Below are 24,981 nucleotides of genomic sequence, written 5' to 3'. Positions count from 1 at the left end.
CCCTCCCTATGTCGATCATTGCGCAGCACGGCGATATCTTCATCATCCTCGCCTGTCTCTTCGGCTTCTTCATGGCCTGGGGCGTCGGGGCCAACGACGTGGCCAACGCCATGGGCACCTCGGTGGGCTCCAAGGCCATCACCATCAAGCAGGCGATCATCATCGCCGTGATCTTCGAGTTCCTCGGCGCCTGGTTGGCCGGTGGAGAGGTCACCGATACCGTCCGCAAGGGCATCATCGATCCACAACTGCTGCAGGACGACCCCCAACTGCTCGTCTACGGCATGCTGGCCGCCCTGCTGGCGGCGGCCACCTGGCTGCTGATCGCCTCCATGAAGGGCTGGCCGGTCTCCACCACCCACTCCATCGTCGGCGCCATCGTCGGCTTCGCGGTGGCAGGCCTCGGGGCGAGCACCGTGGACTGGGCCTCGGTGGGCAAGATCGCCGCCAGCTGGGTGGTGTCGCCGTTGTTGTCCGGCACCATCGCCTTCACCCTCTTCAGGTCGATTCAGCACCTGATCTTCGAGGCCCAGGATCCCTTCGTCGCCGCCAAGCGCTACGTGCCGATGTACATCTTCCTGGTCGGCTTCGCCGTGGTGATGGTGACCCTCACCAAGGGCCTCAAGCATATTGGCTTGCACCTCAGTTTCGGCACCAGCCTGCTGCTCGCCATCCTCGTCGGCCTGTTGATCATGGGCCTCGGCGTGCTGATGGAGAGGCGCATCAAGGCATCGAGTCGCCAGACCGACCAGTTCGGCTTCAGTGGAGTGGAGCGAGTCTTCGGCGTGCTGATGATCTTCACCGCCTGCGCCATGGCCTTCGCCCACGGTTCCAACGACGTGGCTAACGCCGTGGGGCCCCTGGCCGCGGTGATCAGTGTGGTCCAGGCCGGCGGTTCGATCGGGGGCGCCTCCCTGGTGCCCTGGTGGGTACTGGTGCTGGGTGGCGGCGGTATCGTCGTCGGCCTGGTCACCTATGGCCACAAGGTCATCGCCACGGTAGGCACCGGGATCACCGAGCTCACCCCGAGCCGTGGCTTCGCGGCCACCCTGGCGGCGGCCACCACCGTGGTGCTTGCCTCGGGCACCGGCCTGCCGATCTCCACCACCCACACCCTGGTGGGTGCGGTGCTGGGGGTGGGCCTGGCCCGCGGCATGGCGGCGCTCAACATGCGGGTCATCGGCACCATCGCCATGTCCTGGTTGATCACCCTGCCGGCCGGGGCCGGCCTGTCGATCCTGTTCTTCTTCATGTTCAAGGGCATGTTCGGCTAGGGCGTCGCCTCCCGGCTAGTCCAGACTGGACAGCGGCGGCATCACCTCGGTGGTGCCGCCTTTTTCTGGGCTCTGGTATAGTGGATTTCGCTTCCCTTTCATTCATCTGCTGCCGGAGTGCGGCCTTGGATACTCGCTTCCCCTTCGTGGACTGGTTCCGCAATTCCTCGCCCTATATAAATGCCCATCGTGGGCGAACCTTCGTCATCCTGATCGAGGGGGAGGCCATGGCGAGTGGTCGAGGGGAGCAACTGGTCCAGGACCTGGCGCTGCTGCATACCCTGGGCGTGCGTCTGGTGGTGGTGTTCGGCATCCGCCCCCAGGTGCAGCAGGCCCTGGACGAGGTGGGCATCGTGCCGACCCGGCATCGGGGGCGTTGGGTGGCCGACGAGGCGATCATGTCCCGGGTAGAGCGCATCGCCGCCGAGCAGCGGCTCTGGCTGGAGGCGCGGCTCTCGCCCGGCCTGCCCAACACGCCGCTTCATGGCATCGAGATGACCGTGGTCTCCGGCAACCTGGTGATGGCCAAGCCGCTGGGCGTGCGCGATGGCGTCGACTTCGACCGCAGCGGCGAGGTGCGCCGGGTGCGCGAGCAGGCCATCGAGGGCCTGCTCGAGCGAGGATCGCTGGTGGTGCTGCCGCCGCTGGGTTTCTCCAGTACCGGTGAGGTCTTCGACCTGGATGCCTCCGAGGTGGCGCGACACGCCGCCACGGCGCTCTCCGCCGACAAGTTGATCCTGCTCGGCGAGGCCAGCGGGCTGTTCGACCGCAGCGGCCAGCTGCAGCGCCAGTTGACCCCGGCCGACGCCGTGCCGCTACTCGAACAGGCCGACCCGTCCAGCGAGCTTTCCCGGCACCTCGATGCGGCCTGTGCGGCGGCTCGCCATGGCGTCGCCCGTACCCACCTGCTCTCCTGGCATGATCACGACGCCTTGCTCGGCGAGCTGTTCACCCGCGATGGCGTGGGCACCATGATCACCGAGCATCGCTATGAGCAGCTTCGCCCGGCGGAGCTCGGCGATATCGGCGGGCTGCTTGAGCTGCTCGAGCCGCTGGAGTGGCGCGGCATGTTGGTGCCGAGGTCCCGCGAGCGGCTGGAGTACGAGATCGACGACTACCTGGTGATCGAGCGCGACGGCATGATCATCGGCTGCGCCGCCCTGCACACCTTCGGCGAGGCCGACATGGGGGAGCTGGCCTGCGTGGCCGTGCATGACGACTACCGGGGAGGCGCACGTGGCGAGCTGCTGCTCGCCGAGATCGAGCGTCGGGCTCGGCGCCTGAGGCTCTCGTCGCTGTTTGCCCTCACCACCCACAGCACCCACTGGTTCTTCGAGCACGGCTTCCGCCTGGCCGACATCGAGGTGCTTCCGACCTTGCGTCGCGACACTTACAACCACGCCCGCAAGTCCAAGATCCTCGTCAAGACCCTCCCCTGAGTGGGCGGGCTGTCGCCACGAGGCGTCGCCCGCCGCCGTGTTGTCGCCTGATGGCAACGCTGCAATATGCTGACATTAAAGGTAATTCAGGATAGTGCCGAAAGGGCGTCGCCAGTTGGCGACGAAAAGTCATGGTAGAGGCGCGTTTTTTCCTCTCTCGGTCGTCCTCTTGCGGCCATTCCCGCTTTTTTATGTATTAACTAACTGAAAATAAAGATACATAGCGATTTCTGGCACGCAGCTGGCAGTAGTCATGGTGAGCAAGGAAAACGGTTCATACGGCTCGAACCGTTTTCCGGTTGCCAAGGGAGGGGTGGGACATCACTACCCTGTGCTCCCGCCCCCCTGACGCGACCAGTGTCTGCTCAAAGCGATGTGTGACGTAAGGTTGCGATGAGACGGTACCGCCGAATGGCAAGGATCGGTATCGAGAGGGCAGGGATGCCCTGGCAAGGATGCCACCCCCGGGTTTCGACCTGTCAGGGGGAATCGAATCGCGCAGCATCGCCATCGGCTCTGTCGAGGCGGCGCTGCCAGGAACGGAGCGGGGTGGCGTGACACCCGTCTGAGGATGAGTGGCATGCCACCCGCATGAGGATGACCAGCCCCTGGTGGCAGATGGCGTTCTCATGGCTTCGGGGCCCCGGCCCATGGAAAGGCGAACGATGGACGGACCAGGTCGTCCATCGATGGTTTTTCCAGACCCTTCAGTTCCCTGCGTATTGGGCCGGCCATGCCGGCCCTTTTTTTCGTCGGTGGTCGTGGAGAGAGCGATCACGGGGAGGTCGGTTGAACTCTGGTATCCTGAGGAATGGACGATGGTGGTTCCCTTTACCCTCCTGCAAAGAACGCTGTCCATGACTTCAGCCGTTACACGTCACTGGCGCCCGCGCTCGCTGTTGCAGCTGGTGTTGCTGGCCTTCCTGGTCGTGATGCTGCCGCTGGCGGTGCTGATGATCCAGGCCGGTCAGGCGCTCTCCGAGCTGTCGCGACTGGCCGATGTCAGTGCCCGCCAGGCGGTGGAGGAGACCCGGCGCGCCCGTTCGCTTGGGGCCCTGGCGTTGGAGATGGAACGCGGCGCCCGCCAGTATGCGGTGGTCGAGCAGGAGGGGCTCCTGGATATCTTCGACGAGCGCCTCGCGGAGTTCCGGCAATTGCTGGCCCAGCAGCGCCTGCTGCTGCCCGACGACCCCGACGTGGCGGCTCTGGAGGAAGCGCTCGGCGACCTCGCCGGGCTCCCTGACCTCCCCCTCGAGGCCTTCAGGGCGCGCCTCTCCGACTTCCTGTCCTTCGCCCAGCATACCGAGGCGATGCGCCGGGCCACCAACCGGCGCATCGACCAGCGCATCGACGCCATCAGTGCGCGTGCCGAGGACGTGCAGGTCCGTCTCTGGTGGCAGACCGCGGCACTGGTGTCGGCGAGCCTGGTGCTGATGCTGCTGGTCACGCGATTGATCGTTCACCCGATCCGCCAGCTCGAGAGGCGCATCCTGGGGATCGGCAGTGTGGGCGGCGATGCAGGTCGCAACGCGCGGCCCTTGAAGGGCCCGGCGGAGCTGATCACCCTGGATGAGCGACTGGACTGGCTGGCCTCGCGGCTCGACGAGCTCGAGGCCCAGAAGCAGCAGTTCCTGCGCCACATGTCCCACGAACTCAAGACCCCGCTGGCCAGCGTTCGCGAAGGCTCGTCTCTGCTCTCCGACGGGGTGGCCGGCGAGGTCACGCCGCGTCAGCGCGAGATCCTCGATCTCATCGATGCCAGCGGGCGAGAGCTTCAGCAGCTGATCGAGCAGCTGCTCGACTACAACCTGCTCAAGCACGGTCGAAAGCTTCACATCGAACGGCTGGATGTCGCCACCGTGGTCAAGGAGGTGCTGGCCAAGCATCGCCTGGCACTCGACCACAAGGAGATGCGCGTCAGCTGTTTCGATGGCCCCCTGACCTGGGCGATCGACCGCACCGCCACGGCCCGCGTCATCGACAACCTCATCTCCAATGCCGTGGCCTATGGCGAGGATGGCGGCGTGCTGGATATCCGCGCCCGACCGCTCAAGGATCACCTGATGATCGAGGTGGCCAACAGCGGCGAGCCGATTGCCGAGGAGGATCGTGAGCGACTGTTCGATGCCTTCTATCAGGGCCGTGTGCGCCGCAAGGGGCCGCTCAAGGGCTCCGGCATCGGCCTTTCGGTGGCCGCCGACTGTGCCCGGCTTCAGGAAGGTCGCCTGGAGCTGGTGGACGACCCGCGACTGGCCGTGTGCTTCCGGCTCACCCTGCCGTTTTCGACCCCGCTACCCGAATCGAACGACGAGCGCCCGACACCCGCCGCGGTGGGTGAAGACGCAAGGAAGGATATCTCATGACCCTACGCCCCTGGCTGGTGTGCCTGGCAACGGCGTGGCTGGCTGGATGCCAGTATCTGCCGACCCCGCTGCAGTCTCCCTCCTCGTCCTTGCAGGGTACCTCCCTCGGCTCGGCGGTCTGCCAGGAGGAACTGCCGGACTTCGACAACGTGGAGTGCCTGCTCCATGACTGGGTGACCTTCGGCCTGGCCTCCCAGCGAGGGGACCGGGCCTGGCGGGAGGCCACCCTGACCCGTCTGGAGGGCGATGCCAAGGAGCGACGCCTGGCGCGGGCCGTGCTGCTCTCCTGGGGGGGCGAGCAGCAGTGGAACCGCGCCTCGGAGCTCTACAAGGCCGACCTGCATGCTGCCCCGACCGAACTGCAGCCGCTGCTGCGCTACTGGCTCAACGAGCTGGAGGGGCGCCGCCGCCTGGCCGGCCAGCTGACCGAAAGCCGCCGCGCAAACGATACGGCCATGATGGAGAATGAAGCGCTCACTCAGGAGCTGGAGGCCATGGCCGAGAAACTCGAGCAACTCACCGCCATCGAAGAGAGCATCAACCTGCGACAGCAGAGTGAATAACCCCGGAGAGACGACATGAAGCAGACCGGACGCCTGCCCAATGCCGGCCATCATGGCGCGCACATCCTGCTGGTGGATGACGACGTCAGCCTGTTGAAACTGCTGGGCATGCGGCTGGAGAGCCGCGGCTATCGAGTCACCACCGCCGAAAGCGGTCGCGAGGCCCTCAAGCGGCTGGAAGTCGAGCGTCCTGACCTGGTGCTGTCCGACCTGCGCATGGACGAGATGGACGGACTGGCCCTGTTCCAGGAGATCCAGCGTCGGGTGCCGGGGCTGCCGGTGATCATCCTGACCGCCCACGGCTCGATCCCCGATGCGGTGAGTGCCACCCGACAGGGGGTGTTCGGCTTTCTCACCAAGCCGGTGGACCGCGACGAGCTGTTTTCCGCCATCGATGACGCCCTGGCCCAGACTTCGACCAGTGCCACCGAGGGCGACGACCGCTGGCGCGAGGCCATCATCACCCGCAGCCCCGAGATGGAACGCATCCTGGAACAGGCCCGCATGGTGGCCGTCTCGGACGTCAGCGTGCTGGTCACCGGCGCCTCCGGATCGGGCAAGGAGTTACTCGCCGGTGCCATCCACAAGGCGAGCCCGCGGGCCGACAAGCCCTTCGTGGCGATCAACTGCGGAGCGCTGCCCGAGCAGCTGCTGGAAAGTGAACTGTTCGGCCATGCCCGGGGCGCCTTCACCGGGGCGGTGGGCGAGCACCGCGGCCTCTTCCAGGCGGCCGACGGCGGCACTCTGTTCCTCGACGAGATCGGCGACATGCCGATGACCCTGCAGGTCAAGCTGCTGCGGGCCTTGCAGGAGCGCCACGTCCGACCGCTCGGCTCCACCGCCTCGATCCCTATCGACGTGCGCATCATCTCGGCGACCCACCGCGACCTGGATCACGCCATGCGAGAGGGTGAGTTCCGCGAGGACCTCTACTACCGGCTCAACGTGGTGAACCTGCGGCTGCCGCCCCTCAAGGAGCGCGCCGAGGACGTCCCGTTGCTGGCCAAGCACCTGGTCGCCCAGGCCGCCGCCCGGCACAAGCCCTTCGTCAAGGGCTTCTCGCCGGAGGCGCTCAACCTCCTGGCCTCCTCGGGCTGGCCTGGCAACGTGCGCCAGCTGGTCAACGTGGTGGAGCAGTGCGTAGCCTTGACCACCTCGCCGATCATCCCCGAGGGGCTGGTGGCCCAGGCGCTGGCCGCCGAGGACAACGCCCTGCCGACCTTCAATGACGCCCGGGCCGGCTTCGAACGCAGCTACCTGGTCAAGGTGCTCAAGATCACCGAGGGCAACGTCACCCATGCGGCCCGCATCGCCGGGCGCAACCGCACCGACTTCTACAAGCTGCTGGCCCGTCACCAGCTCGAGCCCGGTGCCTTCAAGCCGGCCGCGCGACAGGCCGAAAAGTCCTGACGCCAGCCCCGGAACAGGGAGCACAACGCAGGACCCCCTGCCGAAGCAGGGGGTCCTGTGCGTCGTGTCGTGTGCCCGGCGCGATCAGTCCTTCAGACGGGTCTTGCGCAGGTAGGGGAAGATGGTCTCGAACTCGCCGAACTTCGCCTTGGCGTCCTCGTTGGAGACTGTCGGCGGGATGATCACATCCTCGCCGGTGGTCCAGTCCGCCGGCGTGGCCACGCCCTTGCCGTTGGCGGTCTGCAGGGCGTCCAGGGCGCGCAGCACCTCGCCGAAGTTGCGGCCCACGTTCATCGGGTAGGTCATGGTCAGCTTGAGCTGCTTGTCCGGGCCGATGATGAACACCGAGCGCACGGTGGCGCTGTCGGCCGGGGTGCGACCGTCCGGCAGATAGGCCTCGGCCGGCAGCATGTCGAAAAGCTTGGCGACCTTGAGGCCCTCGTCGGCGATGATCGGGAAGCCGACCTCGCAGCTGGCGTAGCTCGAGATGTCGTTGATCCACTTCTTGTGGTCTTCCACACCGTCCACGGAGATGCCGATCACCTTGGTGCCGCGCTTCTTCCACTCCTCGCTGAGCTTGGCGACGGCGCCGAACTCGGTGGTGCACACCGGGGTGAAGTCCTTCGGGTGCGAGAACAGGATGGTCCAGCTGTCGCCGATCCATTCGTGGAAGCTAATCGGTCCCTGGCTGGTCTCGGCCTCGAAGTCCGGTACGACGTCATTGATACGCAGTGACATGATGGTACTCCCTGATGGTTGGGGATGTGTCCCCGAGTGATCGGCATCTGGGCTCGGGGAAGAACCTTATCCTCTTGTATATGGGTATTGGTCTTCCGTCCTCAAAGGGCCGACGGCACCAGTGTTTCGATCATATTTCGGAATAACAATATTCTCAGTATCACTCTGTTGCCTTTCCGCCACGGTCCCCGTCGTCACTGGCCTCAATGCCGGAGACAGTGAGCGAGAGTCGCCCCTCGCCCAGCCGGGCCTCGAGCGCCTGGCCTGGCGCGGTATCTGCCGCCCGGCGGACCACCCGGCCCTGGTCGTCCTCGAGGATCGCGTAGCCGCGCCCCAGCACCGCCAGCGGGCTCACCGCCTGCAGCTCGCGGGCGAGCCCGCCCAGCCGCTCTCGATGGCGGGCCAGCGCTCGCGGCAGGGTCTGGTGAAGGCGCAGCGTGGCGCGCTCCAGCCGTTGCCCGGCCTGTTCCACCAGCCGGTCCGGCGAGCGCAGGGAAAGGCGCTGGCGCAGGTGGTTCTCGCGCCGTCGCTCCAGAGCGAGCCGCGCCTGCATGGCCCGCCCCAGCCGTCCCTCCAACTGGTCGATCTGCAGGCGACGCGCGGCCAGCACCTCGCCGGGGTGGCGCAGCCGGGCACGCAGGTGATCCAGGCGCTGGGCCTCCGTCTCCAGGCGGCCACGCTCTGCGCGCGTCAGCCGGTCGGCCAGCCGGTCGAGGCGGTGAAGCCGTTCGCGGCGGTCGGGCACCAGCTGCTCGGCCCCGGCCGAGGGCGTGGGGGCGCGCGCATCGGCGGCGAAGTCGGCGAGCGTGACGTCTACCTCATGGCCCACCGCAGACATCACCGGCAGCCGGGAATGGAAGATCGCCCGGGCCAGGTGCTCGTCGTTGAAGGCCCACAGGTCCTCCAGGCTGCCGCCGCCGCGGGTGATCAGGATGACATCCCGGCTCGGATCCAGTGTTTGCTGGCGGTTGAGCAGTCCCAGTGCCGAGATCATCGCCGGTGCCGCCTCGCGTCCCTGCACCGGCACCGGGATTATCGTGACCTGGACCAGCGGCCAGCGCGCCGCCAGCACCGCCAGCACGTCGCGGATCGCCGCGCCGGTGGGCGAGGTGAGCACGAGCAGGTGGCGCGGCGGGAAGGGAAGGGGGCGCGCATTGGCGAACACTCCCTCGGCGGCCAGCCGGGCCTTCAGCCGCTCGAAGGCCGCCAGCAGCTCGCCTTCTCCCGCCGCCTGCACCGCCTCCACGATCAACTGGTAGTCGCCGCGAGGCTCGAAGAGCGACACCTGGCCGCGGACCTTGACGCGGTCGCCGTCGCGCATCGGCGCGGCGACGAAGCGCGCCCGGGTGCGAAACAGCGCGCAGCGCAGCTGGGCCCGCTCGTCCTTCAGGGTGAAGTAGACGTGCCCCGAGCTCGGCCGCGACACCCCGGAGAGCTCGCCCTCCACCCATACCTCGCCGACGTCCTGCTCCAGGGCCTGGCGGGCACGCTGGTTGAGCTCGGTGACGGAAAGGACAGGCGGGGCGCTGGAGGTGTCGCTGTCGTTGGGGGGCATGGTGGCATGGTCTCCGGCCGGAACGCCGACCAGCCTAGCACGGAACCGCCCTGCCCCTCGGCCCCGGTGCCGGGCGCGTCAGGCGCTCAGGCGTCGGCAGGCACCCAGTAGCACCGGCATCAGCAGGATCAATACCGTGATGCGCAGCAGGTGGTGCGAGGTGACGAATGCCGGGTCGATGCCCAGCGACAGTGCGACCAGGCTCAGTTCCGGCGCCCCGCCCGGCATGTAGGCGAGCAGCGCGGCCGGAAGCGACACCCCTGTCGCGGCGTGGATGCCCCAGGCGGCGAGGATGGCGATCGCCAGCAGACCCAGCGCCTGGAGCGCGGCCATCACCAATGTATGGCCCACCTTGGCCAGCGAGGTCCCCGTGAAGCGCACCCCTACCGAGACGCCGATGATCACCTGTGCCAGGGCGATCAGCATCGGCGGGATGGCGGCATGGGTCAGCCCCGTCAGGTGCAGCGCCGCCGAGATCAGCGCCGGGCCGAACAGCAGGGCGTTGGGCAGGTGCAACCGGTGCCCGAGCCAGGTGCCCAGCACGCCGGCTCCGGCCAGCCAGGCCGCATCCGCCGGGCCAGGCAGCCACAGCCACTGGGCCAGGCTCATGCTGGTGGGCTGCAGGCTGACATGGCCGATGCCATTGAGTACCGGGGGAATGGCGACCAGCAGCACCAGGATGCGCACCGCATGGTTCATGCCGACCACCCGCAGGTCGGCGCTGGAGTCCAGTGCCATGGCGGTGACCGCCGAGACGCCGCCGGGCACGCCGGCATAGAGGGCGGTGTCCAGCGAGTGGCCGGCGACTCGACGCGAGAACCATACCGAGAAGGCCATCATCACCGCCGTGGCCAGCAGCATCACGCTCAGGCTGGCGCCCCACAGGGACAGGTCGCCGGACATCTCCGGGGTGAAGGCCGCGCCGAGCATCACGCCGATCACCACCAGCACGCCCTTGCGGCCCCGCCCCGGCGAGCGCAGCCGGGCGCCGGCGAGGCTCGCCAGGGTGGTGGCGAACAAGGCGCCAAGCAGCCAGGGCAGGGGAACGTCGAGCCAGTAGGCGAGGCCGCCGCCAGCCAGTCCCAGAGCCAGCGTTGGCAAGAAGCGGCCAAGGGCGGCCAGCCGGATGCTGAGGGTGTCGTCCAAGCCGTCGTGACCTCCTTTCGGGTGGTGGGCCTGCGGTCGGGTGGTGGGCCTGCGGGGGTCGACAGGCCCCCTGTGGCGGGGGAGGGACGCCGCCCTGGCTCGCTGGCGCAGCGAGTTTCGCCGCGACTGACGGCGGGCAGGCACGACGTGGATTGCCCGCTCCCCGGCTTGGTCGTTATAATGGGGGATTAACTTGACTCCCTCCACCAGTTCACTGGGTGTTGCCGCATATGTTACGTATGGCCCAAGAAGCTCTTACGTTCGATGACGTATTACTCGTCCCCGGTTTTTCCGAGGTCCTGCCCAACGACGTCAGCCTCCGGACCCGCCTGACCCGGGATCTCTACCTGAACATCCCGCTGGTCTCCGCCGCCATGGACACCGTTACCGAGGCTCGCCTGGCCATCGCCATGGCCCAGGAGGGCGGCATCGGCATCATCCACAAGAGCATGACCATCGCCCAGCAGGCCACCGAGGTGCGCAAGGTCAAGAAGCACGAGAGCGTGATCGTCAAGGATCCGGTCACCGTGGGGCCCAATGCCAAGCTGGCCGACCTGCTGATGATGGCCAAGGAGAACGGCTTCTCGGGCTTCCCGGTAGTGGAAGGCGAGGCTCTGGTAGGCCTGGTGACCGAGCGCGACATGCGCTTCCAGCCCAACCACGGCGACAGCGTCTACGACATCATGACCCCCGGCGAGAAGCTCGTCACCGTGCCGGTGGGCACCAGCCTCGACGTCATCAAGGGCAAGATGCAGGAGCACCGCGTCGAGAAGATGCTGGTGGTGGATGACCATTTCCACCTGCGTGGCCTGGTCACCTTCAAGGACATCGAGAAGGCCCGCAACTTCCCCCACGCCGCCAAGGATGCCGACGGCCGCCTGCTGGTCGGCGCCGCCGTGGGCACCGGCCCCGAGACGCCCGACCGCGTGGCCGCCCTGGCCGAGGCCGGCGTCGACGTGGTGGTGGTCGATACCGCCCACGGCCACTCCAAGGGCGTGATCGAGCGCGTTCGCTGGGTGAAGGAGCACTTCCCGCAGATTCAGGTCATCGGCGGCAACATCGCCACCGCCGAGGCCGCGAAGGCCCTGGCCGAGGCCGGCGCCGATGCGGTCAAGGTCGGCATCGGCCCGGGTTCCATCTGCACCACCCGCGTGGTGACCGGCGTGGGTCTGCCGCAGATCACCGCCGTCTCCAACGTCGCCGCGGCCCTTGGCCCCTACGACATCCCGCTGATCGCCGACGGCGGCATCCGCTTCTCCGGCGACCTGGCCAAGGCCGTGGCCGCCGGTGCCAGCACCGTGATGGCCGGTGGCCTGCTGGCCGGCACCGAGGAGGCCCCGGGCGAGATCGAGCTCTACCAGGGCCGCACCTACAAGGCCTACCGCGGCATGGGCTCCATGGGCGCCATGTCTCAGACCCAGGGCAGCGCCGACCGTTACTTTCAGGACAAGAGCGAGGGCGCCGAGAAGCTGGTGCCGGAAGGCATCGAAGGCCGCGTGCCCTACAAGGGCATGATGAGCGCCATCGTCCATCAGCTGATGGGCGGCCTGCGCGCCTCCATGGGCTACACCGGCTGCCGCGACATCCAGGAGATGCGCACCAAGCCGCAGTTCGTGAAGATCACCGGGGCCGGCTTCAACGAGTCCCACGTTCACGACGTGCAGATCACCAAGGAAGCCCCCAACTACCGGGGCGGGTGATACCGACCCACAGCACTACCGCGGCGGGGGAAACCCCGCCGCTCGCTTTTGTATCCGGCCCGCCGTCACACCGAGACACCTCCATGACCGATATTCACGCCCACAAGATCCTGATCCTCGACTTCGGCTCCCAGTACACCCAGTTGATCGCCCGCCGAGTTCGCGAGATCGGCGTCTACTCCGAGGTTCGCGCCTTCGACATCACCGAGGACGAGATCCGCGAGTACGCGCCCAACGGCATCATCCTCGCCGGTGGCCCGGAGTCGGTCACCGAGCTGGATTCCCCCAGGGCGCCGGCGTGCGTGTTCGAGATGGACCTGCCGGTGCTCGGCATCTGTTACGGCATGCAGACCATGGCCGAGCAGCTCGGCGGCAAGGTGGCCGGTTCGAACATCCGTGAGTTCGGCTACGCCCAGATCCGCCTGGACGCCGAGACCGCGCTGTTCAAGAACATCTCGGACCACATCGATCACGACACCGGCAATAGCCTTCTCGACGTGTGGATGAGCCACGGCGACAAGGTGGCCGAGGTGCCCGCCGAGTTCACCGTGACCGCCTCCACCCCGAGTTGCCCCATCGCCGCCATGGCCTGGGAGGAGAAGCGCTTCTTCGGCGTGCAGTTCCACCCCGAGGTGACCCACACCCTGCAGGGCCAGCGCATCCTCGAGCATTTCGTATTGGACATCTGCGGCAGCGAGCGCAACTGGACCCCGGCCCGCATCATCGAGGACCAGGTCGACCGGGTGCGCGAGCAGGTGGGCGAGAGCCACGTGCTGCTCGGCCTCTCCGGCGGCGTGGACTCCTCCGTGGTGGCAGCCCTGCTGCACAAGGCCATCGGCGACCAGCTGACCTGCGTGTTCGTCGACAACGGACTACTGCGCAAGGCCGAAGGCGACCAGGTGATGGAGACCTTCGCCAAGCACATGGGCGTGAAGGTGATCCGCGTGGACGCCGAGGACCTGTTCCTCGGCAAGCTGAAGGGCGAGGCCGACCCCGAGGCCAAGCGCAAGATCATCGGCAACACCTTCATCGACGTTTTCGACAGCGAGGCCGCCAAGATCGAGGGCGTCGACTTCCTGGCCCAGGGCACCATCTACCCGGACGTGATCGAATCCGCCGCCAGCAAGACCGGCAAGTCGCACGTGATCAAGTCCCACCACAACGTCGGCGGCCTGCCCGAGACCATGAAGCTCAAGCTCGTCGAGCCGCTGCGCGAGCTGTTCAAGGACGAGGTGCGCAAGCTCGGCGTCGAGCTCGGCCTGCCCTACGACATGGTCTACCGCCACCCCTTCCCGGGGCCGGGGCTCGGCGTGCGCATCCTCGGCGAGGTGAAGAAGGAGTACGCCGACATCCTGCGCGAGGCCGACGCCATCTTCATCCAGGAGCTGCACAATGCCGGCTGGTACCACAAGACCAGCCAGGCCTTCGCCGTCTTCCTGCCGGTCAAGTCCGTGGGCGTGGTGGGCGACGGCCGCCGCTACGAGTGGGTGATCGCGCTGCGCGCCGTGGAGACCATCGACTTCATGACCGCCCGCTGGGCGCACCTGCCCTACGAGCTGCTGGAGAAGGTCTCCAACCGCATCATCAACGAGATCACCGGCGTCTCCCGTGTTACCTACGACGTCTCAAGCAAGCCGCCCGCGACCATCGAGTGGGAGTGAATTAATGGCTTTGTAGGCGATTTCCTACAATCTGTGAGAGAAAAGCCCACCTACAAGGTGGGCTTTTCGCATTCTCTCCGTATTTTTAATGTCGGCGGTCTCAAGTTCCTATCGACAGGAGCACAGGCCGGGAGGAGCCCGCGATGCAGCAGCGGATGAGTCTGATCACCCTGGATGTTGGCGACCTGGCGCGGGCGCGACGCTTCTATAAGGAAGGGCTGGGCAGGCAGTGGACGGCGACATGACCCCCTTCCAAGAGGCGCGACAGGCTTTCCGCTCGGAAGGGGTGATCCTTCAAGGCACCGTGGGCCGTGGAAGCATGTTACTCCTCTGACTGCAGGCGATGGAGATACTCGGCGACGGCCAGTATCCGGGCACGAATCACGGACTCCGAATCATACTCGAAGTCAAAGTACTTTTCGGCCGCTTCCATGCCGTATCGTTGTCCCCAGACGGGCATGTCTCGTGAGCCATGCGCCTGGACGTCGGCCCTTCCGTCGATGATTTCGTAGACACGAGCCAGGGGGAAGACGTTGTCATTCCTCTGCGATAGCGTGGTGAGATCTGGAATGCGTGTGTCGATTACCCCCGCGAGTTGTCCGTCGCCCTTGCCTTCCTCGCCATGGCAGGCGGCACAGCTGTTGATGTATTCGTATTTCCCGACATCCACCTTTTCTACTTCCTGAGCGTGGCCGGTTGTCCAGGACAGGCCCATGATGATGGCCGCCGAGCAGGTGCTGATTTTCTTGGTGTTCATGGCTGCTCTCTTCTGTAGGAAACTACTGATTGTTATCCGGTGATCGGTTGATCGTTGTGTAACAGGATCGAGACATTTCGTAGCCGTTTATTACATACCCTCGTTGAATTTATAGTCAGGGTCGGTTAGGCGTGCAAGCAAGACCCGATGCCAGCGTGTGACGGCTCTATCGCCCGGGTTTACAAACGGCCTTCGCTGCTTGCCGGTCGAGCAGTTGTCATGGAGGAGTGGGGCGGTCGAGCGCGGCAGGGCGCTGGCGGTCGTCTTTGATAGTGCCGGGCTGCCCAGCATCGAGCGGGCAGCCATAAACCTCCATCGTCTAGGCTGTCAAAGGATGAAATGGGAGGGGGCTGCGATGCTCAAGGCGGTACTGCTCGATATCAGCGGCGTGCTGACTGAGGACGGGGAGGCCCTGCCCGGCGCCGTGGCGGCGCTAGAACGGCTGCAGGCGAGCGGGCTTTCGCTGCGCTTTCTCACCAACACCTCGCGTAGGACCTCGGCGGCGGTCTGCGAGGAACTGCAGCGGCTGGGCTTTGACGTGGCGCCGGAACAGGTCTTCACCGCTCCGGGGGCGATCCGTCGCCATCTCGAGCGCCATCAGTTGATTCCCTACCTGCTGATCCACGAGCGTCTCGAGCCGGAGTTCGCCGATCTGCCCCAAGGGGAGGCCGACGCCGTGGTGCTCGGTGATGCCGAGCAGCGCCTGGACTACACCCACCTCGACGCGGCCTTCCGGCTGCTGCTGGAGGGCGCGCCGCTGCTCGCCGTGGGCACCAACCGCTACTTCCGTCAGGCAGGCAAACTGCACCTCGATGTGGGGCCCTTCGTGCGCGCCCTGGAGTATGCCGCCGGCATCGAGGCGCGGTTGCTGGGCAAGCCCTCGGGCGACTTCTTCCATGCCGTGCTCGAGGATGCCGGGGTGGCACCCGTCGAGGCTCTGATGGTGGGGGACGACGTCGAGTGCGACGTGGCCGCCGCCATGGCGGTTGGCCTGGAGGCTTGCCTGGTGCGGTCTGGCAAGTATCGACCGGGCGACGAGGCGAAGGCGCCGGAGGCCCGCTGCGCGGCGAGCTTGGCAGATCTGGTCGAGGCACTACTGGCCGGGCGCTAGGCCGGACGGAAGGCGCCTCGTCTCCGGCAGGGCCATATGAACCGCTTGTCGGAGAAGTAGAAGCGTTCCCGCCGTAATCGGGGACCGACCCTCATTCTTGATTGCAGGGCCTGAAAGGGGCTAATCGCCTATCGCCGAATCTTTTCCGCCAGCTATGGTGTTCCTATCGACAGGAGCACAGGCCGGTAGGAGTACGCGATGCAACAACGCATGAGTCTGATCACCCTGGGCGTCAGCGACCTTGACCGGGCACGGCGCTTCTATGAAGAGGGGCTGGGCTGGCAGGTGGGGCTGGCGCAGGGCGATGTCGTCTTCTTCCAGCTCAACGGTCTGATCCTGTCGCTCTATCCTCGCGCAGCGCTGGCGCAGGATGCCGAGGTGGCGGATACGGGCAGCGGCTTCGCCGGTATCACCCTGGCCCACAATGTCTCCACCGAGGCGGAGGTGGATGGGGTGCTGAGCGAGGCCCAGCGCGCCGGCGGGCGTGTCGTCAAGCCGGCCAGCAAGGCGGAGTGGGGCGGTTATTCCGGTTATTTCGCCGACCCCGACGGCCACCTCTGGGAGGTGGCCCACAACCCCATTTTCCCCATCGATGCCGAGGGCAATACCTGGCTTGGCTGAGAGTTTCTGGGCGCTGACGGGTGCATGGCTCGTTGCCGCCTGCCACGGCCTGTTCAACGGCAACCGCAATACGCTGCGCTCCATGTGGGGCTGCACGCCTGCATGCAGCGGATCCCGACGCTCGATGGCATCGTCGATGCGGTGAGTATGCATCGCGTCAAGGCGGGGTATCATTCCATCGAGGCGCTGAACCCGACCGGCATGCTGCCGCAGGGCCCGGCACGATCTGACATCGCCCATGACGTCCTGATGTGTCCCGTTTTACAAGGAGCCACCGCCATGACTACCCCTACTGATGTCCTCTTCATCTCTCATGGCGGTGGTCCCATGCCGTTGTTGGGGGACCCGGGCCATCGAGAGATGGTGGATCGGCTCAACGAGATCGCTGGCAGGCTGCACAGGCCCTCGGCCATCCTGATGATCAGCGCCCATTGGGAAGCAAGCGTGCCCAGCATCACGTCCGGTGCCAACCCGCCGCTGATCTACGATTACTCCGGCTTTCCGCCCGAGTCCTATGCCATCCAGTATCCTGCCCCCGGGGAACCGGCGCTGGCACGGCAGGTGCAGGGGGTATTGGAGCAGGCCGGTTTCTCCGCGCAACTCGATGATCAGCGCGGCTTCGATCACGGCATGTTCGTGCCGCTCAAGCTGATGTACCCGGAGGCGGACATCCCGTGCGTGCAGCTGTCGCTGGTCAACAGCCTGGATGCCGCAACGCACCTGGCGATAGGCCAGGCGTTGCAGGCCCTGGACGTTGATGACCTGCTGGTGATCGGCTCGGGGTTCTCGTTCCATAACATGCGGGCGTTCTTTGCGCCGACTACCCCGGAGATCGAGGCCCGCAACCAGGCCTTCGAGGACTGGCTGGCGGTAACCTGCACCAGTGCCGACATCTCGGAGGCGGAGCGGGCCGAGCGTCTGGTGCACTGGGAGCGGGCCCCCCATGCCCGGTTCTGTCATCCCCGGGAAGAGCACCTCCTGCCGCTGCACGTGTGTTATGGGCTGGCGGGTCAGCCCAGTCAGGAACATGTTTCGGCAATGATTCTCGGCAAGCAGTCGGGGATGTTCTACTGGCGGGTGGCGCGGTGAAAGGGATGGCCCGCCGGGAAGCGGTTACCAGCGAACCGCCACGCGGTTCCTGCCCTCATGCTTGGCCTGGTACATGGCGGCGATCGCCCGCCCGCGTGGGGGCGGTGAGTCCGGCAGGGTATACTGCAAGGCACAAGCGCGAGCGGGGCTCGTGAGAGGATTCATCATCGGGCGATGAGGAGAACCATGAGCAACACCCCTTTCCAGGCGCTGGCCTGTCCGCTGGACGGCGACGTGCTGCACCAGAGCGGAGGCACCTGGCGCTGCGGCGTTGGCCACAGTTTCGATATCGCCAGGCAGGGCTATGTGAACCTCTTGCCGGTGCAGAAGAAACGCTCCCACGACCCGGGCGACAGCAAGGAGATGGTGGCGGCGCGTCAGCGTTTCCTGAATGCCGGCCATTACCGGCCTGTCGCAGACGCCGTCAGCCGCTCAGTGCTCTCCGGGGCGGTGCCGTCGGGCACGCTGAGCTGCCTGGATGCCGGCTGCGGGGAGGGCTACTACCTGCGCGAGCTGGCTGAGGCCGCCGCAGGGGAGGAAGACGCGCCGTCGCTGGCGCTTCTGGGCGTGGATATCTCCAAGTGGGCGGTGCTCGCCGCCGCCAGGCAGGGCCGGCAGACGGGGCAGCCGGCCAGTTGGGTGGTGGGCAGCAACGCCAACCTGCCCGTGCAGTCGGGCACGCTGGACCGGGTGCTGTGCCTGTTCGGCTTTCCCGTTTACCCGGAATTCGCCCGGGTGTTGAAGCCCGGCGGCGTGCTGCTGCTGGTCGAGGCCGGGCCGGATCACCTGCGCGAGCTGCGCGAGGTCATCTACCCCAGCCTCAAGCCCGAGCGCGCTGAGCAATCCGAGGTGCCCGAGAGCTTCACGCTCCTTGGCACCGATACCCTCCGTTACGCCCTCGAGCTCGAAGGCGCGGAGCCCGTCGCCGATCTGCTGGCGATGACTCCCCACCTGCATCGTGCCAGCGCCGAGGGCCGAGAGAAGGCGGCGGCGCTTTCCTCGCTCACCGTCACCGTGGAGGTGCGGGTGTCGCGCCTCGAGTGCGTCGCCGCGGGTTGATTGCCGTTGAGGCGTGGGGGCCTGGCTCTCCCGCGTGGAGAGCCCCTGGCATGTCGGCTATCGTCAAGGATGCGGGTCGGATGTACCGATCCTCGCCGTCATGTCCCGGGTATCCGGGCCCGGAGCCTCATCATGGAACGCATCCGGCATATCCATTCCATCACCAAGCGCCTGATCGTCATGACCACGGTGGCGGTCGCCGTGCTGGGAACGATCTTCGCGCTGACCTTCTTCTACAATCAACGGTTCATGATGACCTGGGCGGTGCCCCTGTGCGGGATCATCGGCGGGTTCGTGAGCATCCAGCAGCGCCTGAACAAGGTCACGGATGAGGAACTCGCGCTGTTGAGTGCCTCCTGGTTCCAGATACTGCTGGTGCCCATCTTCGGCGGGGTATTCGCCCTGGTGCTCTATCTGGTGTTCCTCTCCGGCATCGTCTCGGGAGATCTCTTTCCCGCCTTCTCGTTCCCCTCGCAGGAGGATATCGGGGAAGGGGAGGACTACATGCTGCACATCTTTCGGGACACCTACCCGAGCTCGGGGCCTGACCTGGCGAAGCTGCTGTTCTGGTCCTTCGTGGCGGGCTTCACGGAACGCTTCGTGCCTCAGTTGATCAGCAAGGTCACCTCGACGGTCTCGAAGGGCGCCGAGCGGGATGACGAGGCGGACCGCTGAGCGGTCATCGCCAGCCCATCAGCCAGGTCTCGTCATCCTTGAGCGACCGCCAGGGCAGGGTGGTCTCGCGGCGGCTATGGACCGCCTCGAGGATCACCTCGACCACGTTCTCCTCCTCGTCGCGCAGCAGGGTCGTCACGATGAAGTGCCTCTCCTTGTGGCGGGGCCGCGCCGCGGTCCACTTGCTGTGGTGAAGCTTGTTGGGGTTGATGGCGTTCATGGCCGTCTCCTCTAAGAGTGGGAAAGTGCTCAGCGCCGGACGAGGCCGTCGGGAGGGCCGTCGGCTTGGGGGCAGGACAGGGCGAGAACACGGGCAGGGACGGTGAAACGTTGGTGCTGGTCAAGGGCAGGGAGTGCACGCAAGAAGGGCGCGCCGGCCGGGCCGGCGCACCCTCTGCGCAGGGACATCAGGCGTCGAGGATCAGAGCCTGACCAGCATCTTGCCGCGGTTGGCCCCCTCGAACAGCTTGAGGAAGGCGTCCGGGGTGCGCTCTAGGCCGTCTTCCACGGTTTCCTCGTAGTCGAGCTGGCCGTCCTCGACCTGCGGGCCGACCTCCTCGAGGAACTGCGAGTAGTTCGCCCAGTGGTCGAAGACGATGAAGCCTTCCATGCGGGCGCGACGGATCAGGATCATCGCCAGGTTGCCCGGGCCGGCGCTCGGCGTGTCCTCGTTGTAGCGGGCGATCATGCCGCACACGGCGATGCGCGCACCGACCTTGAGGGTGTTCAGGGCCGCTTCCAGGCAGGTGCCGCCGACGTTCTCGTAGTAGACGTCGAAGCCCTCAGGGCAGGCCTCGCGGAGTGCCTCGGTGAGCTGGGCGGCGTCCTTTCCCCGGTAGCTGACGGCCTTGACGCCGTGGTCCTCGAGCCAGTCGAGCTTTTCCTGTGAACCGGCGATGCCGACCACGGTGCCGCCCTTGGCCTTGGCCAGCTGCACGGCCAGCGAACCCACCGCCCCGGCGGCGCCGCTGACCAGCACGTTGTCACCGTCCTGCATCTCGGCGATGCGGTTGAGGCCGGTCCAGGCGGTCATGCCCGGCATGCCGAGCACGCCCAGGTAGGCCTGATCCGGCACCTCGAAGGTGGGCAGAGGCTCGAGCTGGTCGCCGGGCAGCTGGGCGATATCCCGCCAGCCGCCCATGTGGCGCACCTTGGCGCCCACGGGGAAGTCCGAATCCCGGGACTCGACCACCTCTCCGATGGCCGCGCCTTCCAGGGGGGCGTTCAGTTCGAAGGGCTCGATGTAGGTCTTCACGCCGCTCATGCGGCCACGCATGTAGGGGTCCACCGAGAGCCAGGTGTTGCGGATGCGCACCTCGCCCTCGGCGAGGGCGGGCAGTTCCTGCTCATGAAGCTCGAACAGCTCCCGTGCCGGAGTGCCCTGCGGATAATCGTTGATGGTGAAGTGGCGGGATTGCATCGAGTGCGGCTCCTTCGCTCGGTTAGTAGACGACCAGTCTAATACATGGGGGCGGGCGGGCCAACCCGGCCTGCCCTGTCGAAACGAAAACACCCCATTCGGTCAGGGACCGAATGGGGTGTGGTGACTGCACTTGCAGTTACGGTCACGGCCTCAACGGTGAGGCTCTTCCTCGAACAGCTCTGCCTTGGCATCACGCATGACGTCTTCGCAGGCGGCCTGATGGGCGAGCTGGGTGAGCAGGCTCTGGCTCAGGGCGAAGCCCTTCCCCAGGCAGGTGTCGACTTCCTCACGGCTCACTTCGGGGGTGACGTTGCAGTCAATCTTGATCGTCCTTCCACCACCGTCCAGCCTGTCGGCGAATTCCCGAAAGCGCCAGGCGATTCGCTCCTTCCAGGTGGCTGATTCTTCCACGCCCTCGTTTACGCTAAACGTGCACTGCCACTCCGGTTTGTAGACCTTCATGAGAACCTCCTGTGCTGGCTTGAAAGAATGATCGATCGTGTTTTCTGCTCCGTATCTGAAGATGTTGCTCGATCATCATACAGGCTTTCCACCGTCGGGCCAGTTCTCGGCATGGATGAGGGTGACCCTGATCCGCTAGGTGGCGCCGCCGTGGGGTGCGTCAGTCGTCAGCCAATCACGCTAGCCGATATAGGCTTCGAAGGCCTCGAAGGCGGCCCGCTGCAACTGGGCCTGGTGTGCCCAGCACTGCAGCACGTAGGAATCGAGCGAACGGAGTTGCACTTGTGGGGTAGTCATCGCAGTTTCCCTCCTTTAAAGGGGTTGCATGATCACCATAGGCGCTTTCTTGTTGCAATGCAGCAAAAACTTTCCGCGGCAGCCTTAAAGGGCCTTCCCCGCTTCGCTCCGATCACCGCGGATCGGCGGGTTACCTCAGCCGGACCCCGCCCAGCACGCCGGTCAGTCGCTCCAGCACCTCGCCGCTGTGCCGCCAGAAGTGCCAGAAGAGCGGCACGGAAAGCGAGCGCTCGGGAGCGATGCTGATGAGACGGCCATCGGCCACCAGCGCCTCCACCTGCATCATCGGCATCATGCCGTAGCCGATCCCGGCGCTGGCCAGACGCACGAAGCCCTCCGATGACGGGCAGAGGTGGTAGGGAAAGCCGCCCTGGTAGCCACAGCCCGAAAGGAAGCGGTGCTGCAGCTGATCATGAGGGCCGTAGACGATGGCCGGAGCGCGGGCGAAGGCCTCTGGCGTCGGCCCCTCCGGGAAGTGGCGGGCGATGTAGTCCGGGGTGGCGAAGGGCTGATAGACCATGCTGCCCAGCGGCACGCAGCGTGCCCCGGCGATGGGCTGGTCACTGGCACAGAGGCAGGCCGCCACCTCACCGTCGCGAAGCCGTTTGAGGCCCACGTCCTGATCCTCGATCACCATGTCCAGCAGCAGGCCCTCCGACTGGCAGAAGTCGCCGATGACATCGGCCCACCAGGTCGACAGGCTGTCGGCATTGAGGGCGATCCGCAGGCGGGGCGAGGCCTCCTCCAGGGTGGGCAGCGTCGTGCGCAAGTCACGTTCCAGCAGCTGCACCTGCTGGTAGTGGTTGAGCAGCCGCTGGCCCGCCGGGGTGGGTTGCAGGGTCGGGTGGCGGATCAGCACCGGCTGGCCGAGACGAATCTCCAGCGCCTTGATGCGCTGGGAGACCGCCGACTGCGAGAGCCCCAGCCGGTCGCCTGCGCGCTCGAAGCCGTCGCATTCGACCACCGTGGCCAGGGCCTGGAGAAGCTTGTAGTCCAGCATCGGGGCCTCTTCGGGAGCCAGGGTAAAGACATAAGTAAAACTGATGAATGATTAACAAGATGATTTTGTAGTATATCGCCATCCGGCTAGGCTTGCCGCTCGATACGCCACGGCGTCAGGGGGCACGCAATGCTGGAGAGCTATTTCACGGGACTGGTGGTCTGCGGCGGGATCATCGTCGCCATCGGGGCGCAGAACGCCTATGTGCTGGGGCTGGCAGTGCGCCGTGAGCATCACTGGTGGTCGGCGGGGCTCTGCATGAGTGCCGATGTGCTGCTGCTGATGGCCGGGATGTTCGGGGTCAGTGCGGTGCTGCTGAGCATGCCGAGCGCCATGGAGGTGCTGCGCTGGGTGGGGGTGGTCTTCCTCGCCTGGTTGGCGGCCCAGGCCTTCCATCGTGCCGCCACCGGCCGGCGGGGATTGACCGTCGGCGGCGTGGGAGCCAGCAGTCCGAGGCGCGTGCTGCTCGCGACCCTCGCGGTCACCCTGCTCAATCCCCAGGTGTACCTGGATACCCTGCTGCTGATCCCCTCCATCGGTGCCCAGCAGCAGAGCGCCGCCACCTTCGTGGCGGGCACGATCACCGCCTCGATCCTCTGGTTCAGCCTGCTGGCCTGGGGCGGTTCGGCGCTCTCGCCCTGGCTCTCCCGGCCGCTGGCCTGGCGGGCGATCGACGGCGCTATCGGCGTGATGATGGCGGTGATCGCCGTACACCTGGTCGTCGATGCACCGATGGCCGCCTGAGCATCTGTCCTATCCCTGGTTGCTGGCCATGTCCTCGTTCTCGTCCTGTCTTTCCTCCAACGGCAACCAGTCCAGCGAGGCGCTGATCACGTCCAGGTAGTTGCGGATACGCTGGACGTAGTGCACCGGCTCGTAGCCCCGGGCATAGCCGTAGCGGGTCTGCGGGTAGTAGCGCTTGTCGGCCTTGAGCGGCAGCACCTCCTGCATGTCGGCCCAGGAGTCCGGGTCCCTGCCGAGCTTGCGGGCGAGCTCCCGGGCGTCCAGCAGGTGTCCGCGGCCGATGTTGTAGCTCGCCAGGGCCAGGTAGGTGCGATCCGGTTCGGGGATGGTGTCGGGCAGCCGATCATGCCGGTCGGCCAGGTAACGGGCTCCGCCGTCGATGGCTTCGGCGGGATCCAGGCGATTGGTGACGCCGAGGGACTTGGCAGTGTTGCGGGTCAGCATCATGATGCCGCGCACACCGGTGGGGGAGACGGCGCCGGGATCCCAGTGAGACTCCTGATAGGACAGGGCCGCGAGCAGGTCGGCGGGCATGCCGGTCTCCTCCGAGGCTTCCAGGAAGAGCTCCAGGAAGGAGGGCAGGCGTTCCTCGATGCGCCGGTTCAAGGCCCGCAGGTCGACGAAGTCGAACTCGCCGATATAGTCGTAGTAGCGGTGCTGCATCTCCTCGAGGCTCGTCTGACCCTCGGGGCTGGCCATCCACTCGCTGGCCCGTTCGGCGAGCGCCTGGTGTCCGGCGGGCAGGTACCAGCCCAGCCGGTCGCCACTGGTCAGGTTCATGGCGATTTCCAGGTGAGGAAAGTGGCGGCGTACCACCTGCACGATGTTGGAGTCGGCCAGGGTGCAGTCGAACTGCCTCTCGGCCACGGCGGCCAGCAGCATCTCGGTGGTGCGCGGGTCCTCCTCGAAGTCGATGCCGGTGTAGGTGTTGACCAGGCTCGCGAGCTTTTCCGCGTAGCTCGACTCCGCCGTGACGCGGATATCGACGCCGGCCATCTCCTCGACTTCGCGGGGCATGGGTCGCATCTCACGATGGCAGACCAGTTGCTCGACGATGTCGGTGTGGGTCGGCCCCTGGCGGAAACGCTCGTCACGCGAGGGGAGATGGGTCAGACCGGCGGCGGCCATGTCGAACTCGTTGGTCGCCATGGCCTCGAGCACCTCAGCGGTGGACCCCAGCAGCGTCCATTCGACCTGCCAGCCGTTGGCTTCGGCGAAGGCCAGGACCAGGTCATGCTCAGGCCCGGCCGGGCTCTCCTGGCGGTCGAGGTAGTAGGTGGTGGCGGCGTTGCGGGTGGCCACCTTGAGGGTCCCGCCGGATTCGGGTGGGTCGAGCAGCGTGACCGGGGGCTCGTCCGGGCCGCAGGCCTGGAGCATGGTCAGCGGCAAGAGGGCGAACAGCAGGCGGAACCTGGGCATGGAGGCATCTCCTGACCGGGAAGGGGAAGAGCGTATGTTAGCTCTAGTTTAACAGCACCCCCTCCACTGACCGGTCTGGTCGAGTCAACGCTGGCCGGGGCGCTCCGACCAGCGCCTTGCCGGCCAAGGCCTCGACGCCAGGACCGCGGAGAGCAGTCCGCGGCGCGCTTGGTGTCATGCTCAGTCTCCCGGGCCGCACTCCATGCAGCGCCTGGCCGAGTTCCAGGCCGATCACGCCGGGGCCGAAGACGGCGACCGACTCGGGCAGGTCGTCCCACTCGAAGACATCGTCGTTGATTACCAGTCGGTCACCCGCCGCCTCGAAGAGTCTCGGCCAGGTGCCCCGCGACCCGGTGCCGATGACGATGTTGCGGGCGGAGTGCCAGGCACTCAGACCGGCGCTGCCGGCGCCGATGATGGCGATATCCACCTCATGTTCCTGCATCTCGAATCCCTCCGGTATCGGAATGTTCTC

23 protein-coding genes are annotated in these 24,981 nt (G+C 66.3%); 13 read left to right on the top strand and 10 right to left on the bottom strand.

The annotated features are described in order from the left end of the window. Positions 1-8: 8 nt before the first annotated feature. The 5 genes from ABE960_RS06165 (at position 9) to glrR (ending at position 7,049) form a co-directional block, all read left to right on the top strand. A complete protein-coding gene (locus ABE960_RS06165) occupies positions 9-1,274 on the top strand; it encodes an inorganic phosphate transporter (protein ID WP_349761349.1) in 1,266 nt (421 codons plus the stop codon). A 125-nt stretch (positions 1,275-1,399) separates the two neighbouring features. After that, positions 1,400-2,713: an amino-acid N-acetyltransferase gene (argA, locus tag ABE960_RS06160; protein ID WP_349761348.1), complete on the top strand. Its 1,314-nt coding sequence runs from the start codon at positions 1,400-1,402 to the stop codon at positions 2,711-2,713. A gap of 857 nt (positions 2,714-3,570) precedes the next feature. Then, positions 3,571-5,076, top strand: a complete 1,506-nt coding sequence (locus ABE960_RS06155; RefSeq protein ID WP_349761347.1) for a sensor histidine kinase — start codon at positions 3,571-3,573, stop codon at positions 5,074-5,076. Then, positions 5,073-5,639 carry a hypothetical protein gene (locus ABE960_RS06150; protein ID WP_349761345.1) on the top strand — a complete coding sequence of 189 codons (567 nt, stop codon included), beginning with the start codon at positions 5,073-5,075 and terminating at the stop codon, positions 5,637-5,639. Before ABE960_RS06155 ends, ABE960_RS06150 begins: the two co-directional genes overlap by 4 nt. Positions 5,640-5,654: 15 nt before the next feature. Then, positions 5,655-7,049 (top strand): two-component system response regulator GlrR, encoded by a 1,395-nt coding sequence (gene glrR / locus ABE960_RS06145; protein WP_349761343.1) that lies wholly within the window; start codon positions 5,655-5,657, stop codon positions 7,047-7,049. 84 nt (positions 7,050-7,133) lie between these two features. Here the strand turns inward: glrR and ABE960_RS06140 are convergent, their stop codons facing one another. From ABE960_RS06140 to ABE960_RS06130, 3 genes are all read right to left on the bottom strand, one after another. Continuing rightward, positions 7,134-7,787, bottom strand: coding sequence for a peroxiredoxin (locus ABE960_RS06140; protein ID WP_349761342.1), 654 nt, complete (start codon positions 7,785-7,787; stop codon positions 7,134-7,136). Between the two features lie 160 nt (positions 7,788-7,947). After that, positions 7,948-9,342 (bottom strand): exodeoxyribonuclease VII large subunit, encoded by a 1,395-nt coding sequence (gene xseA / locus ABE960_RS06135; protein ID WP_349761341.1) that lies wholly within the window; start codon positions 9,340-9,342, stop codon positions 7,948-7,950. Positions 9,343-9,420: 78 nt separating this feature from the next. Beyond that, positions 9,421-10,488, bottom strand: a complete 1,068-nt coding sequence (locus ABE960_RS06130) for an AbrB family transcriptional regulator (protein ID WP_349761340.1) — start codon at positions 10,486-10,488, stop codon at positions 9,421-9,423. Positions 10,489-10,718: 230 nt separating this feature from the next. On the opposite strand from ABE960_RS06130, the gene guaB reads away from it, so the two are divergent. After that, positions 10,719-12,188, top strand: a complete 1,470-nt coding sequence (gene guaB / locus ABE960_RS06125; protein WP_349761339.1) for an IMP dehydrogenase — start codon at positions 10,719-10,721, stop codon at positions 12,186-12,188. An 83-nt stretch (positions 12,189-12,271) separates the two neighbouring features. Next, positions 12,272-13,849, top strand: coding sequence for a glutamine-hydrolyzing GMP synthase (gene guaA, locus ABE960_RS06120; protein WP_349761338.1), 1,578 nt, complete (start codon positions 12,272-12,274; stop codon positions 13,847-13,849). 322 nt (positions 13,850-14,171) lie between these two features. Here guaA and ABE960_RS06115 read toward each other — a convergent pair whose 3' ends face one another. Continuing rightward, complete coding sequence (locus ABE960_RS06115; RefSeq protein WP_349761337.1) at positions 14,172-14,606, bottom strand: c-type cytochrome; 435 nt, start codon at positions 14,604-14,606, stop codon at positions 14,172-14,174. A gap of 355 nt (positions 14,607-14,961) precedes the next feature. Between ABE960_RS06115 and ABE960_RS06110 the strand changes: the two genes are divergently transcribed. From ABE960_RS06110 to ABE960_RS06090, 5 genes are all read left to right on the top strand, one after another. Then, the gene (locus ABE960_RS06110) at positions 14,962-15,717 is read left to right on the top strand and encodes a TIGR01458 family HAD-type hydrolase (protein WP_349761336.1); all 756 of its coding nucleotides are present in this window, start codon (positions 14,962-14,964) and stop codon (positions 15,715-15,717) included. 198 nt (positions 15,718-15,915) lie between these two features. After that, complete coding sequence (locus tag ABE960_RS06105; protein WP_349761335.1) at positions 15,916-16,338, top strand: VOC family protein; 423 nt, start codon at positions 15,916-15,918, stop codon at positions 16,336-16,338. 279 nt (positions 16,339-16,617) lie between these two features. Next, positions 16,618-17,427: a DODA-type extradiol aromatic ring-opening family dioxygenase gene (locus tag ABE960_RS06100; protein WP_349761334.1), complete on the top strand. Its 810-nt coding sequence runs from the start codon at positions 16,618-16,620 to the stop codon at positions 17,425-17,427. Positions 17,428-17,613: 186 nt separating this feature from the next. Further along, positions 17,614-18,486: a putative RNA methyltransferase gene (locus tag ABE960_RS06095; RefSeq protein WP_349761333.1), complete on the top strand. Its 873-nt coding sequence runs from the start codon at positions 17,614-17,616 to the stop codon at positions 18,484-18,486. A 132-nt stretch (positions 18,487-18,618) separates the two neighbouring features. Next, on the top strand, positions 18,619-19,161 hold the full coding sequence (locus ABE960_RS06090; protein ID WP_349761332.1) for a hypothetical protein: 543 nt from the start codon (positions 18,619-18,621) through the stop codon (positions 19,159-19,161). Between the two features lie 4 nt (positions 19,162-19,165). Here ABE960_RS06090 and ABE960_RS06085 read toward each other — a convergent pair whose 3' ends face one another. From ABE960_RS06085 to ABE960_RS06070, 4 genes are all read right to left on the bottom strand, one after another. Continuing rightward, positions 19,166-19,381: a TIGR02450 family Trp-rich protein gene (locus ABE960_RS06085; protein WP_349761331.1), complete on the bottom strand. Its 216-nt coding sequence runs from the start codon at positions 19,379-19,381 to the stop codon at positions 19,166-19,168. Positions 19,382-19,582: 201 nt separating this feature from the next. Continuing rightward, positions 19,583-20,581, bottom strand: coding sequence for an NADP-dependent oxidoreductase (locus ABE960_RS06080; protein ID WP_349761330.1), 999 nt, complete (start codon positions 20,579-20,581; stop codon positions 19,583-19,585). Between the two features lie 153 nt (positions 20,582-20,734). Then, positions 20,735-21,046, bottom strand: a complete 312-nt coding sequence (locus ABE960_RS06075; protein WP_349761329.1) for a hypothetical protein — start codon at positions 21,044-21,046, stop codon at positions 20,735-20,737. Between the two features lie 427 nt (positions 21,047-21,473). Continuing rightward, positions 21,474-22,343, bottom strand: coding sequence for a LysR family transcriptional regulator ArgP (locus ABE960_RS06070; protein WP_349761328.1), 870 nt, complete (start codon positions 22,341-22,343; stop codon positions 21,474-21,476). Between the two features lie 129 nt (positions 22,344-22,472). Here ABE960_RS06070 and ABE960_RS06065 point away from each other — a divergent pair, with 129 nt between their 5' ends. Next, positions 22,473-23,087, top strand: a complete 615-nt coding sequence (locus tag ABE960_RS06065) for a LysE/ArgO family amino acid transporter (RefSeq protein ID WP_349761327.1) — start codon at positions 22,473-22,475, stop codon at positions 23,085-23,087. Positions 23,088-23,096: 9 nt separating this feature from the next. On the opposite strand, the gene mltF is transcribed toward ABE960_RS06065, so the two are convergent. After that, positions 23,097-24,506, bottom strand: a complete 1,410-nt coding sequence (gene mltF, locus ABE960_RS06060) for a membrane-bound lytic murein transglycosylase MltF (RefSeq protein WP_349761326.1) — start codon at positions 24,504-24,506, stop codon at positions 23,097-23,099. A gap of 43 nt (positions 24,507-24,549) precedes the next feature. Further along, positions 24,550-24,951, bottom strand: coding sequence for a hypothetical protein (locus tag ABE960_RS06055; protein WP_349761325.1), 402 nt, complete (start codon positions 24,949-24,951; stop codon positions 24,550-24,552). Positions 24,952-24,981 lie beyond the last annotated feature (30 nt).

The organism is Halomonas aquatica, from assembly GCF_040196335.1.
GTDB classification, from domain to species: Bacteria; Pseudomonadota; Gammaproteobacteria; order Pseudomonadales; family Halomonadaceae; genus Halomonas; species Halomonas aquatica.
The sequence above is the reverse complement of the archived record's forward strand: the minus strand, read 5'-3'. Positions and strand labels throughout refer to the sequence as shown.

What these genes read in the sequence shown, in the direction of transcription:
- guaA (WP_349761338.1), top strand. Translation starts at nt 12,272, where the DNA reads ATGACCGATATTCACGCCCACAAGATCCTGATCCTCGACTTCGGCTCC.
- ABE960_RS06110 (WP_349761336.1), top strand. Translation starts at nt 14,962, where the DNA reads ATGCTCAAGGCGGTACTGCTCGATATCAGCGGCGTGCTGACTGAGGAC.
- ABE960_RS06080 (WP_349761330.1), bottom strand. Translation starts at nt 20,581, where the DNA reads ATGCAATCCCGCCACTTCACCATCAACGATTATCCGCAGGGCACTCCG.
- ABE960_RS06140 (WP_349761342.1), bottom strand. Translation starts at nt 7,787, where the DNA reads ATGTCACTGCGTATCAATGACGTCGTACCGGACTTCGAGGCCGAGACC.
- ABE960_RS06115 (WP_349761337.1), bottom strand. Translation starts at nt 14,606, where the DNA reads ATGAACACCAAGAAAATCAGCACCTGCTCGGCGGCCATCATCATGGGC.
- guaB (WP_349761339.1), top strand. Translation starts at nt 10,719, where the DNA reads ATGTTACGTATGGCCCAAGAAGCTCTTACGTTCGATGACGTATTACTC.
- mltF (WP_349761326.1), bottom strand. Translation starts at nt 24,506, where the DNA reads ATGCCCAGGTTCCGCCTGCTGTTCGCCCTCTTGCCGCTGACCATGCTC.
- ABE960_RS06070 (WP_349761328.1), bottom strand. Translation starts at nt 22,343, where the DNA reads ATGCTGGACTACAAGCTTCTCCAGGCCCTGGCCACGGTGGTCGAATGC.
- ABE960_RS06100 (WP_349761334.1), top strand. Translation starts at nt 16,618, where the DNA reads ATGACTACCCCTACTGATGTCCTCTTCATCTCTCATGGCGGTGGTCCC.
- ABE960_RS06105 (WP_349761335.1), top strand. Translation starts at nt 15,916, where the DNA reads ATGCAACAACGCATGAGTCTGATCACCCTGGGCGTCAGCGACCTTGAC.
- ABE960_RS06165 (WP_349761349.1), top strand. Translation starts at nt 9, where the DNA reads ATGTCGATCATTGCGCAGCACGGCGATATCTTCATCATCCTCGCCTGT.
- glrR (WP_349761343.1), top strand. Translation starts at nt 5,655, where the DNA reads ATGAAGCAGACCGGACGCCTGCCCAATGCCGGCCATCATGGCGCGCAC.
- ABE960_RS06150 (WP_349761345.1), top strand. Translation starts at nt 5,073, where the DNA reads ATGACCCTACGCCCCTGGCTGGTGTGCCTGGCAACGGCGTGGCTGGCT.
- ABE960_RS06055 (WP_349761325.1), bottom strand. Translation starts at nt 24,951, where the DNA reads ATGCAGGAACATGAGGTGGATATCGCCATCATCGGCGCCGGCAGCGCC.
- ABE960_RS06155 (WP_349761347.1), top strand. Translation starts at nt 3,571, where the DNA reads ATGACTTCAGCCGTTACACGTCACTGGCGCCCGCGCTCGCTGTTGCAG.
- ABE960_RS06075 (WP_349761329.1), bottom strand. Translation starts at nt 21,046, where the DNA reads ATGAAGGTCTACAAACCGGAGTGGCAGTGCACGTTTAGCGTAAACGAG.
- ABE960_RS06085 (WP_349761331.1), bottom strand. Translation starts at nt 19,381, where the DNA reads ATGAACGCCATCAACCCCAACAAGCTTCACCACAGCAAGTGGACCGCG.
- xseA (WP_349761341.1), bottom strand. Translation starts at nt 9,342, where the DNA reads ATGCCCCCCAACGACAGCGACACCTCCAGCGCCCCGCCTGTCCTTTCC.
- ABE960_RS06065 (WP_349761327.1), top strand. Translation starts at nt 22,473, where the DNA reads ATGCTGGAGAGCTATTTCACGGGACTGGTGGTCTGCGGCGGGATCATC.
- ABE960_RS06095 (WP_349761333.1), top strand. Translation starts at nt 17,614, where the DNA reads ATGAGCAACACCCCTTTCCAGGCGCTGGCCTGTCCGCTGGACGGCGAC.
- ABE960_RS06090 (WP_349761332.1), top strand. Translation starts at nt 18,619, where the DNA reads ATGGAACGCATCCGGCATATCCATTCCATCACCAAGCGCCTGATCGTC.